Here is a 16,330-nt window from a genome sequence, read left to right as displayed (position 1 = left end):
CGCCTGCACACCTCATGAAAAACATCCTCGTCCTGGGCGGAACCGGTTTTGTTGGCCGCCATGTCTGTGAAAAACTGCACCGCCAGGGTTGGCACATCACCGTGCCCACGCGCCGCGCCATCAAGGCGGCTGCCGTGCAACACCTCCCGCGGGTGACCGTGATCGAGGCCGACGTGCACGACCCCGCCCAACTGCTGGAGCTGGTGACAGGCCACGATGCCGTGATCAACCTCATTGCCATCCTGCATGGCAGCGAAGAGGCGTTCGAGCGTGTGCACGTGGAGCTGCCCCTGGCCTTGTCGGAGGCCTGCCTTGCCGACGGCGTGCGCCGTCTGGTGCATATCAGCGCGCTCGGGGTGAGCCTGGACGGACCTTCGCGCTATCAACGCAGCAAGGCACGCGGCGAAGAACTGCTGCGCGCTGCCGACCTGGACCTGACCGTGCTGCGGCCCAGCGTCATCTTTGGAGCAGGCGATCGCTTTCTCAACGTGTTTGCACGCCTGCAATCGATTTTTCCCGTCATCCCGCTGGCCAGCGCGCAGGCCCGTTTTCAGCCGGTGTGGGTGGAGGATGTGGCCAGCGCCGTGGCAGCCTGCATCGCGGATCGGGGCCTCCCCCAAAGCACGATCGGCCAGACCTTCGAGTGCGCCGGCCCCGATGTGCTGACGCTGGCCGAGCTGGTGGGCGTCGCAGGGCGGTACGGCAGCAAACAGCGCCCCGTGCTGCCCCTTCCCGCCTTCTTGGCACGGCTGCAAGCCAGCATGATGGAACTCCTGCCCGGCGAGCCGCTGATGAGCCGCGACAACCTTGATGCCATGTCGGTCGACAACGTGGCCACCCAACAGTGGCCCGGGCTTTCCTCACTGGGCATCGTGCCCGCCAGCGTGCACACCATCGCTCCCATGTACCTGGGCCAGCGCGGTGGACGCAGCAAGCTGCTGGAGTTCCGGCAGGGCGAGCGGCCTTGAGGCCGGGGCACATGAAAGCTGGCTGGATTGTGACTTTTGCCTTGCCAGCAGAAGAATAAATAACACCAAGGTGTCATTTTTCATCGGGTTGTTCGGGTTTATATTAAACCGTACACAGTACAACACCAACCCAGGAACCCAGATGACAGTCTCCAACCTGAAGCTCCCCACCAGCCGCAGAGCCGGCGCCCCTGCTGCCCCCGGTTACCGCACCGAACACCAGCGCGACGTGATCAACCGCCTCAAACGCATCGAAGGCCAGGTCCGCGGCCTGATCGACATGGTCGAGGATGGCCGGTCTTGCGAAGACGTGGCCCAGCAGATGTCGGCCGCGCGCAAGGCCATGGACAAGGCCTTCTACCGCATGATGGCGACCTCGGTGATGGAAGCCGTGTCCACCTCCGACTCGGAGGTCCACACCTTCCGCGAGGTCGAGCGCTCCACCCGCATCCTGGAAAAGTACGCCTGAGCAACCTGCGCATCAAGAGCGCAGCGGATCAATCGGCGCACATTTCCGCATCAATCAGCGGGCGCGAAGTCCTTACCATGGGGCACTTTCAAGGAGGCCCCATGGCATTGCAACTCTACGTCGGCAACAAGAACTATTCCTCGTGGTCCATGCGGCCCTGGGTGCTCATGAAACAGGCGGGCATCCCGTTTGAAGAGGTGATGGTGCGATTCGACTCGTTCGATATCGATTCCACCTTCAAGAAGAGCCTGCGTGTCGTCAACCCGTTGGGCAAGGTGCCGGTGTTGGTGGACGACGGCTTTGCCATCTGGGACACGCTCGCGATTGCCGAGTACCTCGCCGAGCGCTTCCCCGACAGGCAGCTGTGGCCCAAGGACGTGAAAGCCCGGGCCCGCGCACGCAGCGTCTGCGCCGAGATGCACAGCGGCTTCACCGCGCTGCGCAACCACTGCCCGATGAACATCGAGGCCTCACTGCCCGAGATCGGCCGCCTGGTCTGGCGCGACAAGCCGGGCGTGCGTGCCGACATGGCGCGCCTGGGTGGCCTGTGGAGCGAACTGCTCGCGGCGCAACCCGCCGGTGCCCTGCTGTTCGGCGAATTCACCATCGCCGACGCGTACTTTGCGCCCGTGTGCATGCGCATCAAAACCTACGAACTGCCATTGCCAGCCGACTTGCTGGCGTATGTGGAGCGTGTGTGTGCGCTGCCGGGTGTGAAAGCCTGGATCGATGAAGCACTGGCCGAGCACGACTTCATCGACTTTGACGAGCCGTACCGCCTGGGTCGCTGAAGACCGATCCCGCCAGCATGAACCGCACCACGCTCGACGCGCTGAAGGCCTTTCCCGACCAGCTGGAAGCCCACTACGCCGCCATTCCCGACGGGTTCACGCACTGGGCACCACCTTCTTGGGAAGGTGTTCCCAGCGAGGCCCTCACGGCCCTCGAGCAGGTCTGCCACGTGCGCGACATCGAGATCGAGGGTTACCACGTCCGCTTCCACCGCACGCTGAACGAAGACCACCCGACGCTGGTGTCCATCGACACCGACGCGCTGGTCCGGGAACGCGCCTATGGCACCGCCGACGCCGCTGCCGCGCTGGCGGCATTTCGTGCAGCGCGGGCCGGAACGGTCGCCCTCATCGCCGGGCTGACGCCCGGGCAATTCGACCGAACCGCGGTGTTCGAGGGCTACGGCCCCCTGACCTTGCGCAGCCTGGTGCACTACCTCTGCAGCCATGACCAGCAACACCTGGCCGGGCTGCAGTGGCTGCTCGGCAAGATCGACGCTGCACGCGCACCGGCGCGTGGCTGAGCCTTTCATGGCGGAGCAGCGTCCGGGGCTGCACCGCCTAAACTGCAACCATGAAAACCTATCTCGTGGGCGGCGCGGTGCGCGACGCGCTGATGGCGCAAGCCGCTGGCGCGCCCGAAGCCTCGCACGTGGACCGCGACTGGGTGGTGGTGGGCGCCACGCCCGAGGTCATGGCGCAGCAAGGCTTCTTGCCTGTGGGGCGTGATTTCCCGGTGTTCCTGCACCCCGTCACGCGCGAGGAATACGCGCTGGCCCGCACCGAGCGCAAGACCTCTCCCGGCTACCGCGGTTTCGCCGTGCATGCCGAGCCGGGCGTGACGCTGGAGGACGACCTTGCCCGGCGCGACCTCACCATCAATGCGATGGCCGTGGCGGCCGACGAGGCGAACGATCCCGCTCACGCACAGCTCATCGACCCGCACAAGGGCCGGCAGGATCTGCAGGACCGCGTGCTGCGCCACGTGACCGACGCCTTCACCGAAGACCCGGTGCGTATCCTGCGGCTGGCGCGCTTTGCCGCTCGTTTCCCCGACTTTTCCGTGGCCCCCGAAACGCTGGCGTTGATGCAGCACATGGTGGAGCACGGAGAAGTCGACCACCTGGTGGCCGAGCGCGTGTGGCAGGAGCTCGCGCGTGGGTTGATGGAGCAACGCCCCAGCCGCATGTTCGACGTGCTGCGCGACTGCGGCGCGTTGAGGCGCCTGCTGCCCGAAGTGGATCGGCTCTGGGGCGTGCCACAGCGTGCCGAGTACCACCCCGAAATCGACACCGGCGTGCACCTGATGATGGTGCTCGACATGAGCGCGCGCCTGGCCACGCCGCTCACCGTGCGATTCGCCTGCCTGGGCCACGACCTCGGCAAGGGCACGACGCCGACCGACGTGCTGCCACGCCACATCGGCCACGAGGAGCGCAGCGCGAAGCTGCTCAAGGGCGTTTGCGAGAGGCTGCGTGTGCCGGTGGACTGCCGCGAGCTGGCCGATGTGGTGGCGCGCGAGCACGGCAACATCCACCGCAGCGGATCGCTGGGTGCCGCGGCACAGGTGCGCCTGTTGGAACGCTGTGACGCGCTGCGCAAGCCGGCCCGCTTTCACGAAGTTCTGCTGGCCTGCGAATGCGATGCACGCGGGCGGCTGGGCATGAGCGACATGGCCTATCCGCAGCGCCAGCAGCTCGCCCGGGCGCTGGTGTGGGCGCAGGCGGTGGACACAGCCCACATTGCGGCCCAGGCCCAGGCCGATGGCCTGAGCGGACCGAAAGTGGGCGAACAGATTCACCGGGCCCGTGTGGCCGCTGTCGAGAAGGGCCTCGGCGTTGCGGGTTCCGCCGTTGCTGGCGGTTGAGCGCCACCTGTTGCCGTCAAGCGGGTTGAAGAACTTCGCACCTTGAAGGTGGGTCTTGGCGCAATGGGTACCACGCCGGCGCTCGTCGTGTTACGGTTGGCCGTTCATGAGTACCTTACCCAAGCTGCTGACGCAAGGGTCAGCACTCTTCCTGGACTTTGATGGAACGCTGGCTGATCTGGCGCACCGGCCCGATGCGGTGGATGTGCCTGGCGATCTCGCGCGCCTGCTCGATCGGCTGCACGGGCAACTGAACGGTGCACTGGCGGTGGTCACCGGCCGCGCCCGCGAGGACATCGAGCCCATGCTCTCGCCCTGGCGGTGGCCGGCTGCGTTCGAGCATGGCGCCCTGCGCATCTCGGCGCACGGTGACGTGTCCGCACACCGACCACAAGGACTGGAGCGTGCCATTGCCGCTGCACAGCACCTGTCGGGACGCCACACCGGGCTGCTGCTGGAGATCAAACAGACGTCCATGGCACTGCACTTCAGGCTCGCCCCCTCGCTCGAGACCTTGTGCGTGCAGACCCTCTCGCGTGCCATCGAAAACGAAAATGGCCTGCAGTTGCTGCGAGGCAAGGCCGTGGTCGAGGTGAAATCGGTCGGGGTGAACAAGGGACTGGCGATCCAGGCCTTCATGAACGAGGCGCCCTTCGCCGGCCGCCTGCCCATCTTCGCTGGCGATGACGTGACCGACGAAGCCGGTTTCGCCGTCGTGCAACGCCTGGGTGGCGTCGGCATCAAGGTCGGAGCGGGCACGAGCATTGCCCTTCATCGTTGCGACGACCCGCAAGCCCTGCGCGCCTGGTTGACCGAAGCCTCCCAAACCCCCTTGATCCACGCATGACGCCCCTCCCGAACGGCTTCGCGCCTCCCGCCGCCCCATCACTCTCGCTCGGCATGGTGGGCAACTGTGCCTTCAGCGCGCTGATCGATTCGCAGGGTCGTGTGGTCTGGAGTTGTCTGCCGCGCTTCGACGGAGACCCGGTGTTTCACGCATTGCTCGGGGGCACCGACGCCGAGGCCGGGTCGTGGGCCATCGAGCTCGAAGACATGGTGGAAGTCACCCAGCGCTACGAGCCCAACACCGCCGTGCTGGTGACCGAGCTGTGGGACAGCCAGGGTCACGGCATTTCCATCACCGACTTCGCGCCGCGTTTCCTCTCACGCGGCCGCTACTTCCGGCCCACCCAGCTGGTGCGCCGCGTGCGCCCGCTCAAGGGAGTGCCGCGCATCCGCGTGACCCTCGCACCGCGCTTCGACTGGGGCGCGCAAGCCCCGCGCATCACCTCGGGCAGCCACCACATCCGCTTTGTTGGCGACCTGCAGACACTGCGGCTGCACACCGATGCGTCCATCAGCCACGTGCTGGCGCGCGAGCCCTTTTTGCTCACCCACGAACTCAATTTCCTGCTCGGCCCGGACGAAACCCTGGAAGACGGCATCGGCGACACCGCGCGCCATTTCGAGCAGGAGACACTGGCTTACTGGCGGGGCTGGAGTCAGCGTCTGGCCGTGCCGTTGGAGTGGCAGGACGCGGTGATTCGCGCGGCCATCACGCTCAAACTTTCGATGTTCGAGGACACCGGCGCCATCGTGGCGGCCATGACCACCAGCATCCCGGAAGCACCGGGCAGCGAGCGCAACTGGGACTACCGCTACTGCTGGCTGCGCGACGCGTTCTTTGTGGTGCGCGCGCTCAACAGCCTGTCCGAGGTCGGCACACTGGAGGACTACCTGCGCTGGCTGTCCAACGTGGTGGTCGGCTCCAAGGACGGCGACGCCAGTGGACACATCCAGCCTCTGCACGGCATCGGGCTGGAGCGTGAATTGCCCGAGCGCATCTGCGAGACGCTGCCGGGTTACCGAGGGATGGGCCCGGTGCGTGTGGGCAACCAGGCACAGGAGCACTTCCAGCACGACGTGTACGGCAACATCGTGCTGGCCGCCGCGCAGGCCTTTCACGACCGCCGGCTGCTGCATCCGGCCGGGCTGGCCGAATTCGAGCGGCTGGAGGCGGTGGGTGAACAGGCGGCGCGCGTCTTTGACAAGCCCGACGCCGGCATGTGGGAACTGCGAACCCGCGCCCGCGTGCACACCAGTTCGGCGCTGATGTGCTGGGCCGCCTGCGACCGCCTTGCCAAGATCGCGCACACCCTCGAACTGCCTGGCCGCGCGGCGCAATGGGGCGATCGCGCCGCTGCCATGCACGAGCGCATCGTGCGCGAATCGTGGAGCGAAGAGCGGCAGGCGTTCGCCGAGAGCTTCGGCGGCCGCGACCTCGATGCCAGCGTGCTGCTCATGGTCGAGGTGGGTTTCATCGCCCCGATGGACCCGCGTTTCGTGGCCACCCTCAAGGCGCTTGAAGAACACCTGTGCGACGGCCCCTACATGCGTCGCTACGAGGCAGCCGACGACTTTGGCAAACCCGAGACCGCGTTCAACATCTGCACCTTCTGGCGCATCGACGCGCTGGCCCGCACCGGCCGCAAGAGCGAGGCACGTGCCATCTTCGAAACCATGCTGGCCACGCGCAACCCGCTGGGCATGCTGTCCGAGGACACCCACGCCACCACCGGCGAAATGTGGGGCAACTACCCACAGACCTATTCGATGGTGGGCATCATCAACGCCGCCGTGCGCCTCTCGGCCGCATGGGACACGGTGATCTGAAGGACCTCAACATGGGCAGACTCGTCGTCGTCTCCAACCGCGTGGCCGATCCGCGCAAGGCCATCTCCGGCGGGCTCGCCGTGGCCGTGGGCCAGGCGCTGGAAGCCTCGGGCGGGCTGTGGTTCGGCTGGAGCGGCAAGATCGATGAAGACGGCACGCCGGGCGAAGGCGACCTGCACCTGCAAACCGCGGGCAACGTGCAACTGGCCACGGTGGACCTGAGCCGCGAAGACCACGACAGCTACTACCTGGGCTACAGCAATGGCGTGCTGTGGCCGGTGTTCCACTACCGTCTGGACCTCGCCGACTTCGATGCCGGCTACATCGGTGGCTACCGGCGCGTGAACCAGATGATGGCGCACAAGCTGGCCGGTCTGCTGCGCCCCGACGACGTGATCTGGGTGCACGACTACCACCTGATCCCGCTGGCCGCGGAGCTGCGGGCCATGGGCTGCCAGCAGCGCATGGGCTTCTTCCTGCACATCCCGATGCCACCGCCCTTGATCCTGGCCGCCGTTCCCGAGCACGACTGGCTGATGCGCTCGCTGTTCGCCTACGACCTGGTGGGCCTGCAGTGCGACGCCGATGTGGCGCACTTCTCGCGCTACGTGGGCACCGAGACCGGCGCGGACATCCTGGGCGAGCACGAATTCCGCGCGTTTGGCAAGACCCTGCAGGTGCAGGCCTTCCCGATCGGCACCGATGTGGACGAGTTCATCGAACTCGGCCGGAGCCGCGAAGCGCAAGAGATGTACACGCAGATGAAGGACGAATACTCACGCCGGCGCCTGCTGCTCGGTGTGGAGCGCATGGACTACTCCAAGGGTTTGCCGCAGCGCCTCAAGGCGTTTCGGCAGTTGTTGCAGGCCTACCCGGAGAACCTGGGCAGCGCCACGCTGATCCAGATCGCCGCGCCCAGCCGCGAATCCGTCGACGCCTATGCCGCGCTGAGACAGGAGCTGGAGAGCCTGTGCGGCGCCATCAACGGCAACTTCGGCGAACTCGACTGGATGCCGGTGCGCTACATCCACCGCAATGTGGCGCGCAAGCGTTTGCCAGGCCTCTACCGCGCAGCCAGCGTGGCGCTGGTCACGCCGCTGCGCGACGGCATGAACCTGGTGGCCAAGGAGTTCGTCGCCGCCCAGGACCCGGACGATCCGGGTGTGCTGGTGCTCTCGCGCTTTGCCGGCGCCGCCGAGCAGATGCGTGAGGCCCTGCTGGTGAATCCGTACGACACCACGCGCACCGCCGAGACGATCCAGCGCGCTCTGCAGATGCCGCTGGATGAACGCCAGCGCCGCCATCAGGCACTGCTGGCGGGCATCCGCGAGCAAGACGTGCACTGGTGGCGCAAGCGCTTCCTCGACGCGCTGGCCGCCATTCCCGCTCCCTAAGCCACCCCTTTCGCCGTTGCCCGCCAGCAGGCAGGCGCGAGCTTTGCCTTGTCACGAACCGGAGGACCCTCATGAACGACAACCTGCTTGAAACCGCGGCCCGGTGGTGGGTCAGTCTGGGCGGCGCGGCCACCACCCTGCTGCGCGTGACCATCATCATGGTGGCGGCATGGCTGCTGATCGCCGTTCTGCAACGCACCATCCGCACCCTGCGCGAACGCATCGCCAGCCGCATGGACGACCGGGAGTCGACCAAACGTGCGGAAACCCTGGGTCGCGTGTTCCGCTACCTCGCCACGGTGGTGGTGAGCCTCATCGCGGGCATGCTGGTGCTGGCCGAGTTGGGGGTATCGGTGGCGCCCATCCTGGGCGCGGCCGGTGTGGTGGGTTTGGCGGTCGGCTTTGGTGCGCAGAGTCTGGTGAAGGACTTCTTCACCGGCTTTTTCATCCTGCTGGAGAACCAGATCCGCCAGGGCGATGTGGTCAAACTCGGCGACCATGCCGGCATGGTGGAGGTGGTGACTCTGCGCTACGTGCAGCTGCGCGACTACGACGGCAACGTGCACTACGTGCCCAATGGCCACATCAGCACCGTGATCAACATGACGCGCGGCTTCAGCAACGCGGTGATGGACATCGGCGTGGCCTACCGCGAGAACGTGGACGAGGTGATGGCGGTGATGCGCAGCGTGGCCGCCGAGTTGCGTGAGGACCCCGACTTCCTGCCGAAGATCATCGCCGACCTTGAGATGGCCGGTGTGGAAAGCTGGGCCGACTCGGCCGTGATCATCCGCTGCCGCTTCCGCACCCTGCCGCTGGAGCAATGGAGCGTCAAGCGCGAATACCTGCGCCGGCTCAAGGCCGCGTTCGACGCGCAAGGCATCGAGATCCCGTATCCCCACATGACGGTTTACGCCGGTCAGGACCGCCAGGGCAAGGCGCCAGCCTTTCCCCTGCAGCAGCTCGCCGAGGCCTGACGGCGGGCCACCGGGTGGCGATTGCCCCGCCTGCTGGCAGGGCCGGGTGGGCTGTGACACGATGCGGCGATCAGGAGCCCACCATGACCGCTCGCAACCCCCTCAACCGCCCTTTGGCCGACGGCATCCAGCGGGTGGGCTTTCGCAAGTGGTACGAACGAGAGCTGCTGTCCAGCCACGCGCACATGGCGCTGGCCCTGATCTCGGCGGTGGCCATGATGGCCAGCTTCGAGGCGTTTCGCGGTGCCAGCGCCGGCGAAAAACTCATGAACACCGCCTTCGTGGTGGTGACCGCGGCCATTGCGCTGTGGTCCATGCGCCGCTACCTCTACCTGCTCATGCACGCCGAAGAAATGGCCAACCAGGCCAACTGCGCCCAGTGCCAGGCCTATGGCTTGCTCAAGCTGCAGGAGGTGGAAGACCGGCGCCTCGCGGCCCAGCGGCTGGTGCCCGTCTGCTGCAAGCGCTGCGGCTTCCGCTGGAACCTTGAAGACGATTGAGGGCGGGGGCGACCAGGGGGCGACAGATCCGCCGCCGGGCCGCCCCAAGGCGGATCAGTCCCCTCGGGGGGCAGCGACGGAGCGTGGGGGCACAGATAATCTGGCGATGGCACACCTCCTGATCGTCGAAGACGACGAACTCCTGCGCGACGGGCTCAGTGCCCAGCTCATGCAGGCTGGCCACCGCATCAGCACCGCCGAGGACGGTCAGGTCGCGCTTGACCTGCTGCAGGCAGAGCCGTTCGACGGTGTGGTGCTCGACCTGGGCCTGCCCCGGATCGACGGTCTCACCGTGCTGCGCACACTGCGCCAGCGCCTGCCGGCCCTGCCCGTGCTGGTGCTCACCGCGCGCGACGGTGTTGAAGACCGTGTGGCTGGCCTCAACGCCGGCGCCGACGACTACCTCACCAAACCCTTCAGCCTCGACGAGTTGCAGGCCCGACTGCAGGCCTTGCTGCGCCGCGCCAACCTGCCCTCGGCGAGCGCCAGCGATCCCGGCGACGGAAGCCACCCGCTGCGCCTGGACGCTCACCTGCAACGCGCCTGGCTCGGCCAGGAAGCCATCGACCTCACCCCGCGCGAATGGACCCTGCTGGACCTGCTGGTGCGCCACACCGGTCGTGTGGTCAGCCGAGACGATGTGCTGAGCGCCTGGCAGACCGTGCCCGGCGAGACGGGCGCGCTGGCCTCCAACGCGCTGGAGGTGTATGTGCACCGGCTGCGCCGCAAGCTCACCGGCTCACCGCTGAACATCCGCAACATCCGCGGTCTGGGCTACCTGCTCGAAATGACCCCTGACTAAAAGGGCCACTTGAGCAAACCATCGCTCCTGTCGCTGCGCCGTCAGCTGCTGCTGTGGTTGCTGCTGCCGCAACTGGTGCTGTGGGCCGGTGGCGGCCTGCTCACGTACCGCATCGCGCTGAGCTACGCCGAAAAGGCCATCGACCAATCGCTCATGCAGTCGGTGCGCGCCCTGGCGCGGCAGGTCAAACCGATCGGCTCGGGCCTCTTGATCGATTTCCCGCGTGCTGCGCAAGACGTGCTGGCGCAGGACCCCGGCGACCCGCTGAGCTACCTGGTGACCTCACCCCCCGGCCAGTTCCTGCTGGGCAACCCGCGCCTGCCCGCGCCACCCCATGCGCCCACGCGCTTCGGCGAACCCATGCTCTACCGCGCCACGCTGGACAGACAGCCGCTGCGCATCGTGGCCATGGACGTGAGCTACGGCGAAGACAGCGCGCCCCAGACCCTGCGCGTGCAGGTGGGCAAGGGCACGGCCGCGCAGCAGCAGATCGCGCGCGAACTGGTGGCCGATCTGCTGGTGCCGCTGCTGGCCATCGGCGTGCTGCTGAGTCTGCTGGTGTATGGCGGCATCCGCCGCGGCCTTGCGCCGCTCAAACGCCTCACCGGCCAGTTGGAGAACCGCTCGGTCAACGCGCTGTCGCCCATCGGCATGACACAGGCACCCAGCGAAGTGCACGCCCTGGTCCAGGCCGTCAACGGCTTGCTGGGCGAAGTGGAGCGCAGCGTGGCGCAGGAGAAGCGCTTCATCAACGACGCGGCCCACCAGTTGCGCACGCCACTGGCGGGGCTCATCAGCCAGGTGGAGCTGGCGCAGCGGGAAACACACGACCCGGTGTTGGGCGCGCGCCTGGCCAAGGTGCTCACCGGTGCCGAACGCAGCGCCCACCTGGTGCACCAGTTGCTCACACTGGCCCGAAACGAAACCCAGGCGCGGCGCGAGCCGCTGGACCTGGCCGAACTGGCGCGGGAGGTGGCCCGCGAATGGACCCCGCGCGCCATGGCCGCCGGCGTCGACCTGGGCTATGAAGGTGTCGAGCACCTGCCCCTGGACGGTGACGCCCTGCAGCTGCGCGAGGCCCTGGCCAACCTCATCGACAACGCGCTGCGCTACACACCGCGCGGCAGCAGCGTCACCCTGCGAGTCACTGCGCGCGGTTCAGGCGCCGAACTCGCGGTCGAAGACAACGGCCCCGGGCTCACCGACGAGGAGATGGCCCATGTGTTCCAGCGCTTCTGGCGCGCCAGCGAACTGCCCGGCGGCTGCGGCCTGGGCCTGGCCATCGTGCGCGAGATCGCGCGGCGCCATGGCGGTGACGCGGCGGTGGAGCGAGCGACACCGCACGGACTGCGCGTGGTGCTTCACATCGGTTGACCGGGGCGGTCAGCCGAACACCGAATCGCTCTCGGCGTGTGCGCTGCCGACAAAGATGCGCAGCACCGTGCCTTCACCGTCCTGCTCCCACAGCCGGCCCTGCACGGTGAACTGACGCCCACCCAGCCGGAACACGTCGCCGGCGGCCGGCGCCACGCCGTGCCCGCGCCAGAAATCGGGCACGGCGAGTGAAGCGCGGCGCATCCAGGTCTGGTCTTCGGGGTTGAACACAAGGGCAATGCGCAGGGTGGACTGGCTCATGATGGCTCCTGAGGTGTGGGAAGGGTGCAGACGCCAAGCTTAGCGCCGGCACCGCGCTCAGGGCATCCGTTGCCCGGAGCCTGGATCGAACCAGTTCACGTGCAGCGCCTGCACCTCCAGCCCCACGCGGTCCCCGGGCGCCACGCGCACCTGCGGCGCGGTGCGCACCGTCACGTCGCCGGCCTCGGTCTTGATCACCACGAAGGTGTCGGCACCGGTGGGCTCGACCACGCTCACCTCGCCACGCCAGGGCGCGCTGTCGGTCAGGGTGATGTGCTCGGGCCGCAGGCCCATCAGCGCCTCGCTGTGGCCCGCGCCCGGGCAGGCCAGCGGCAGGTCGGCACCGGCGATGCTGAAGCCGCGGCCGGCTTCGGCCACGCTGCGCCCCGGCACCAGGTTCATGGTGGGCGAACCGATGAAGGTGGCCACGTAGGTGTTGGCCGGGCGGTTGTAGATCTCGTCGGGCGTGCCGAGCTGCTGCAGGATGCCGTCCTTCATCACGGCGATGCGGCTGCCCAGTGTCATGGCCTCGATCTGGTCGTGCGTGACGTACACGCTGGTGATGCCGCTGGCCTGGTGCAGGCGTTTGATCTCGGCGCGCATTTCCACGCGCAGCTTGGCGTCCAGGTTGGACAGCGGCTCGTCGAACAGGAACAGCTGCGGCTGGCGCGCCAGGGCCCGGCCCATGGCCACGCGCTGGCGCTGACCGCCCGAGAGCTGGCTCGGCCGGCGCTCCAGCAGGTGTTCGATCTGCAGCATGGCGGCCACCTCGGCGATGCGCCGCTGGCGCTCGGGCTTGGGCACCTTGCGCATTTCCAGCGCGAAGCCGATGTTGTCGGCCACGCTCATGGTGGGGTAGAGCGCGTAGCTCTGGAACACCATGGCGATGTCGCGCTGCGCGGGCGCCACGCCCACCACGTTGCGCGAGCCGATGTGGATGGAGCCTTCGGTGGGTTCTTCGAGGCCCGCGATGATGCTCAGCAAAGTGGACTTGCCGCAGCCCGAAGGCCCGACCAGGATGAGGAATTCGCCCGGGGCCACGGCGATGTCGATCTTCTTCAAGACCTCGACCTGCCGCTCGCCCTTGCCGAAACATTTGCGCACGCCCCGGATGTCGAGCGCGGATGCGGCGGATGCAGCCATGGAGTTCAACCTTTCACCGCGCCAGCCGTCAGGCCGCGCACAAAGTAACGGCCCGCGAGCACGTAGACCGCCACCGTGGGCAAGGCGGCAATCAGGGCGCCGGCCATGTCCACGTTGTAGGCCTTCACGCTGCTGGTGGTGTTGGCCAGGTTGTTCAGGCCCACCGTGACGGGTTTGGAATCGGCGCCGCTGAAGGCCACGCCGAAGAGGAAGTCGTTCCAGATCTGGGTGAACTGCCAGATGAGGGTGACCATGACGATGGGCGTGGACATGGGCACGATGATGCGCAGGAAAATCTGCCAGAAGCCCGCGCCATCGAGCTTGGCGGCCTGCAGCAACTCGCCCGGCACGGCTGCGTAGTAGTTGCGAAAAAAGAGCGTGGTGCTGGGCAGGCCGGCCAGGCAATGCACCAGGATCAAGCCGCCGATGGAGCTGGACAGACCCATCCAGCCCAGCACCTGGCTCATGGGCAGCAAGACCACCTGAAACGGCATGAACACGCCGAACAGCAGCAGACCGAAGAAGGTCTCGCTGCCGCGAAATTTCCACAGGCTCAGCACATAGCCGTTGAGCGCGCCCCAGGTGGTGGAAATCAGCACCGCGGGGATGGCCATGAACACCGAGTTCCAGAAGAACGGCTGCAAGCCGTTGCAGTCCACCCCGGTGCAGGCGCTGGACCACGCCTGGCCCCAGGCCGAGAAGTTGAGGCTGCCCGGCAGGCTGAGCAGATTGCCGTTGCGGATCTCGTCGGCGTCCTTGAACGAGGTGGCGAGCAGCACGTAGAGCGGCGCGAGGAAAAACGCGGCGCCGACCAGCAAGCTGGTCATGAGCACGAAGCGGCCCAGCACGTTGCGGTTACCGGTCATGGGGTTTGCTCCGCAGCTCGCTGTACAGGTAAGGCACGACGATGGCGGCCACCGTGGCCAGCATGATGGTGGCGCTGGCCGCACCCAGGCCGATCTGGCCGCGGCTGAAACTCATGGCGTACATGAAGGTGGCCGGCACGTCGGTGGCATAACCCGGGCCACCCGAGGTGAGCGCCATCACCAGGTCGAAGCTCTTGATGGCCAGGTGGGCCAGCACCATGAGCGTGGAGAAAAACACCGGGCTGAGCGCGGGCAGCACGATGCGCAGGTAGATGCGGGGCAGCGAGGCACCGTCGATCTGCGCGGCCTTGATGATGCTGTCGTCGATGCCGCGCAGGCCCGCCAGGAACAGCGCCATGGCAAAGCCCGCCGACTGCCACACGCCGGCGATCACCACGCAGTAGATGGCCATGTCGGACTGCACCAGCCAGTCGAAGGTGAAGCTGGTCCAGCCCATGTCCTGCACCACCTTCTGCAGGCCCTCGCTGGGATTGAGGATCCACTTCCACGCCGTGCCGGTGACCACGAAGGACAGCGCCATGGGGTAGAGGTAGACGGTGCGGATGAAGCCTTCGCCGCGCACCTTCTGGTCGAGCAGGATCGCGAGAAAAATGCCCAGCGCCATGGAGAGGCCGACGTAGAGCACGCCGAAGATGGCGAGGTTCTTGAGCGCCACCCACCAGCGGTCCATCTCCCACAGCCGGCCGTACTGCGCCAGCCCCACCAGCTCGTAGTTGGGCAGCATGCGCGAGGCCGTCACCGAGAGCAGGCCGTTCCAGGCCATGAAGCCGTAGATGAAGCCCAGGCCCAGCACGAAGGCCGGTGCGAGCACCAGCCGCGGCAGGATGTGGTCGAGGTTGTTTTTCATGGCGCGGCAGGTGCAAGCCCCCAGGGCCTGCACCTGTTTCACGAGCCTGGCTTACTTGGCGGCCGCGGCCTGGGCGATGCGCTTCTGCGCGTCGGCCACGCTGAGCTTGTCGTCGTTCCAGAACTGCGTCACCACGTCCTGGATCGCGCCCTGCTTGGCCGGCTCCACCGCCATGCCGTGGGCAATCGACGGCACCAGGCCGCCCGACTGGGCGGTGGCCACGAAGTCCTTCGCCGAGAGCTGGGCGCAGTCGTCGAACTTGCTCATGTCGTGGCCCAGACGCACCGGGATGGACCCCTTGTTCTGGTTGAAGACTTCCTGAAATTCGGTGCTCAGGATCGCCGAGGCCAGGTCGCCCTGCGCCTTCTGCGCGGCCTCGTCCTTGAGCTTGAACATGATGAAGGAGTCGACGTTGAAGGTGTAGGCGTTGGCCGTGCCGGGCGCGGCGGCACACAGGAAACCTTCACCGGGCTTCTGGCCAGCGGCGGTGAACTCGCCCTTGGCCCAGTCGCCCATGAACTGGAAGCCGGCCTTGCCCTGGATCACGGTGGCGGTGGTCATGTTCCAGTCGCGGCCGGTGGAGGCGGCGTCGGTGTAGCCCTTGAGCTTGCGGAACGTGGTGAACGCCTTCGTCATGGTGGGGCTGGTCAGCGCCGCGGGGTCGAGCTTGACGAACGCGTCGGTGTAGAACTGCGGGCCACCCACGCCGAGCACGACCGACTCGAACACCGTGAAGTCCTGCCAGTTCTGGCCACCGTGGGCCAGCGCCACGTTGCCCGATTTCTTGATCTTGTCGGCCGCGACGAAGAACTCGTCCCAGGTCTTGGGCATGCCTTCCACACCCGCCTTCTTCAGCACCTCGGGGTTGGCCCACATCCAGTTGACGCGGTGCACGTTGACCGGCGCGGCCACGTAGCTGCCCTTGGACTTCATGACATCGGCCACCACCTTGGGCAACAACTCGTCCCATTTTTCGGCCCGGGCCACGCTGTCGATGCTGGTCAGCATGCCTTCGTTGGCCCATTCCTGGATGGCCGGGCCCTTGACCTGGGCGGCGGTGGGCGGGTTGCCCGAAACGGCGCGGCTCTTGAGCACGGTCATGGCGTTTTCACCGCCGCCACCGGCCACGGCGAAGTCTTTCCACAGGTGACCCTTGGCTTCCAGCATGGCCTTGAGCTCGGCGGCCGACTTGGCTTCGCCGCCCGAGGTCCAGTAGTGCAGCACCTCCACCGTCTGCTGGGGCGCAGCGGCGGGAGCCGCGGCCGGCGCCGGGGTGGCGGCCACGGGCGCGGCCTCCTCTTTTTTGCCGCAGGCGGTGGCGAGCATGGCGGCCACAAGGGCCGCACCGAGCGTGACGGGGAATTTCATGGTTGTCTC

Annotated in this window: 17 protein-coding genes; 12 read left to right on the top strand and 5 right to left on the bottom strand. The window is 67.1% G+C overall.

Annotation, left to right across the window (positions count from 1 at the left end; translation table 11 throughout):
• Nucleotides 1-14: 14 nt before the first annotated feature.
• From V6M63_RS12200 to V6M63_RS12145, 12 genes are all read left to right on the top strand, one after another.
• The gene (locus V6M63_RS12200) at nt 15-968 is read left to right on the top strand and encodes a complex I NDUFA9 subunit family protein (RefSeq protein WP_332742127.1); all 954 of its coding nucleotides are present in this window, start codon (nt 15-17) and stop codon (nt 966-968) included.
• A 142-nt stretch (nt 969-1,110) separates the two neighbouring features.
• Entirely contained in the window at nt 1,111-1,437 is a 327-nt protein-coding gene (locus tag V6M63_RS12195) for a metal-sensitive transcriptional regulator (RefSeq protein WP_082585565.1), read from the top strand.
• 101 nt (nt 1,438-1,538) lie between these two features.
• Entirely contained in the window at nt 1,539-2,228 is a 690-nt protein-coding gene (locus tag V6M63_RS12190) for a glutathione S-transferase family protein (protein WP_332742126.1), read from the top strand.
• 17 nt (nt 2,229-2,245) lie between these two features.
• Complete coding sequence (locus V6M63_RS12185; RefSeq protein ID WP_332742125.1) at nt 2,246-2,752, top strand: DinB family protein; 507 nt, start codon at nt 2,246-2,248, stop codon at nt 2,750-2,752.
• Nucleotides 2,753-2,802: 50 nt separating this feature from the next.
• Complete coding sequence (locus V6M63_RS12180; protein ID WP_332742124.1) at nt 2,803-4,095, top strand: multifunctional CCA addition/repair protein; 1,293 nt, start codon at nt 2,803-2,805, stop codon at nt 4,093-4,095.
• Nucleotides 4,096-4,201: 106 nt separating this feature from the next.
• The gene (otsB, locus tag V6M63_RS12175; RefSeq protein WP_332742122.1) at nt 4,202-4,942 is read left to right on the top strand and encodes a trehalose-phosphatase; all 741 of its coding nucleotides are present in this window, start codon (nt 4,202-4,204) and stop codon (nt 4,940-4,942) included.
• Nucleotides 4,939-6,768: a glycoside hydrolase family 15 protein gene (locus V6M63_RS12170; protein WP_332742120.1), complete on the top strand. Its 1,830-nt coding sequence runs from the start codon at nt 4,939-4,941 to the stop codon at nt 6,766-6,768. Before otsB ends, V6M63_RS12170 begins: the two co-directional genes overlap by 4 nt.
• 11 nt (nt 6,769-6,779) lie before the next feature.
• Nucleotides 6,780-8,162 (top strand): alpha,alpha-trehalose-phosphate synthase (UDP-forming), encoded by a 1,383-nt coding sequence (gene otsA, locus V6M63_RS12165; protein WP_332742118.1) that lies wholly within the window; start codon nt 6,780-6,782, stop codon nt 8,160-8,162.
• Between the two features lie 71 nt (nt 8,163-8,233).
• Entirely contained in the window at nt 8,234-9,139 is a 906-nt protein-coding gene (locus V6M63_RS12160) for a mechanosensitive ion channel family protein (RefSeq protein WP_332742116.1), read from the top strand.
• 83 nt (nt 9,140-9,222) lie between these two features.
• The gene (locus V6M63_RS12155; RefSeq protein WP_332742114.1) at nt 9,223-9,639 is read left to right on the top strand and encodes a hypothetical protein; all 417 of its coding nucleotides are present in this window, start codon (nt 9,223-9,225) and stop codon (nt 9,637-9,639) included.
• Nucleotides 9,640-9,745: 106 nt separating this feature from the next.
• Nucleotides 9,746-10,441 (top strand): response regulator transcription factor, encoded by a 696-nt coding sequence (locus tag V6M63_RS12150; protein ID WP_332742112.1) that lies wholly within the window; start codon nt 9,746-9,748, stop codon nt 10,439-10,441.
• Nucleotides 10,442-10,450: 9 nt separating this feature from the next.
• Entirely contained in the window at nt 10,451-11,815 is a 1,365-nt protein-coding gene (locus tag V6M63_RS12145) for a sensor histidine kinase (RefSeq protein WP_332742110.1), read from the top strand.
• Between the two features lie 9 nt (nt 11,816-11,824).
• Here V6M63_RS12145 and V6M63_RS12140 read toward each other — a convergent pair whose 3' ends face one another.
• From V6M63_RS12140 to V6M63_RS12120, 5 genes are read right to left on the bottom strand one after another with little or no spacing between them, the layout of a single operon-like run.
• Nucleotides 11,825-12,076, bottom strand: a complete 252-nt coding sequence (locus V6M63_RS12140) for a hypothetical protein (RefSeq protein WP_332742109.1) — start codon at nt 12,074-12,076, stop codon at nt 11,825-11,827.
• A gap of 57 nt (nt 12,077-12,133) precedes the next feature.
• The gene (locus tag V6M63_RS12135) at nt 12,134-13,219 is read right to left on the bottom strand and encodes an ABC transporter ATP-binding protein (protein ID WP_332742107.1); all 1,086 of its coding nucleotides are present in this window, start codon (nt 13,217-13,219) and stop codon (nt 12,134-12,136) included.
• Nucleotides 13,220-13,224: 5 nt separating this feature from the next.
• Nucleotides 13,225-14,085 (bottom strand): carbohydrate ABC transporter permease, encoded by an 861-nt coding sequence (locus tag V6M63_RS12130; protein ID WP_332742105.1) that lies wholly within the window; start codon nt 14,083-14,085, stop codon nt 13,225-13,227.
• A complete protein-coding gene (locus V6M63_RS12125; RefSeq protein WP_332742104.1) occupies nt 14,075-14,953 on the bottom strand; it encodes a carbohydrate ABC transporter permease in 879 nt (292 codons plus the stop codon). The genes V6M63_RS12130 and V6M63_RS12125 overlap by 11 nt, the downstream gene beginning before the upstream one ends.
• 51 nt (nt 14,954-15,004) lie before the next feature.
• Nucleotides 15,005-16,321, bottom strand: a complete 1,317-nt coding sequence (locus tag V6M63_RS12120) for an ABC transporter substrate-binding protein (RefSeq protein WP_332742102.1) — start codon at nt 16,319-16,321, stop codon at nt 15,005-15,007.
• Nucleotides 16,322-16,330: the final 9 nt, after the last annotated feature.

This window comes from Hydrogenophaga sp., from assembly GCF_036675665.1.
Classification (GTDB): Bacteria; Pseudomonadota; Gammaproteobacteria; order Burkholderiales; family Burkholderiaceae_C; genus Hydrogenophaga.
The sequence above is the reverse complement of the archived record's forward strand: the minus strand, read 5'-3'. Positions and strand labels throughout refer to the sequence as shown.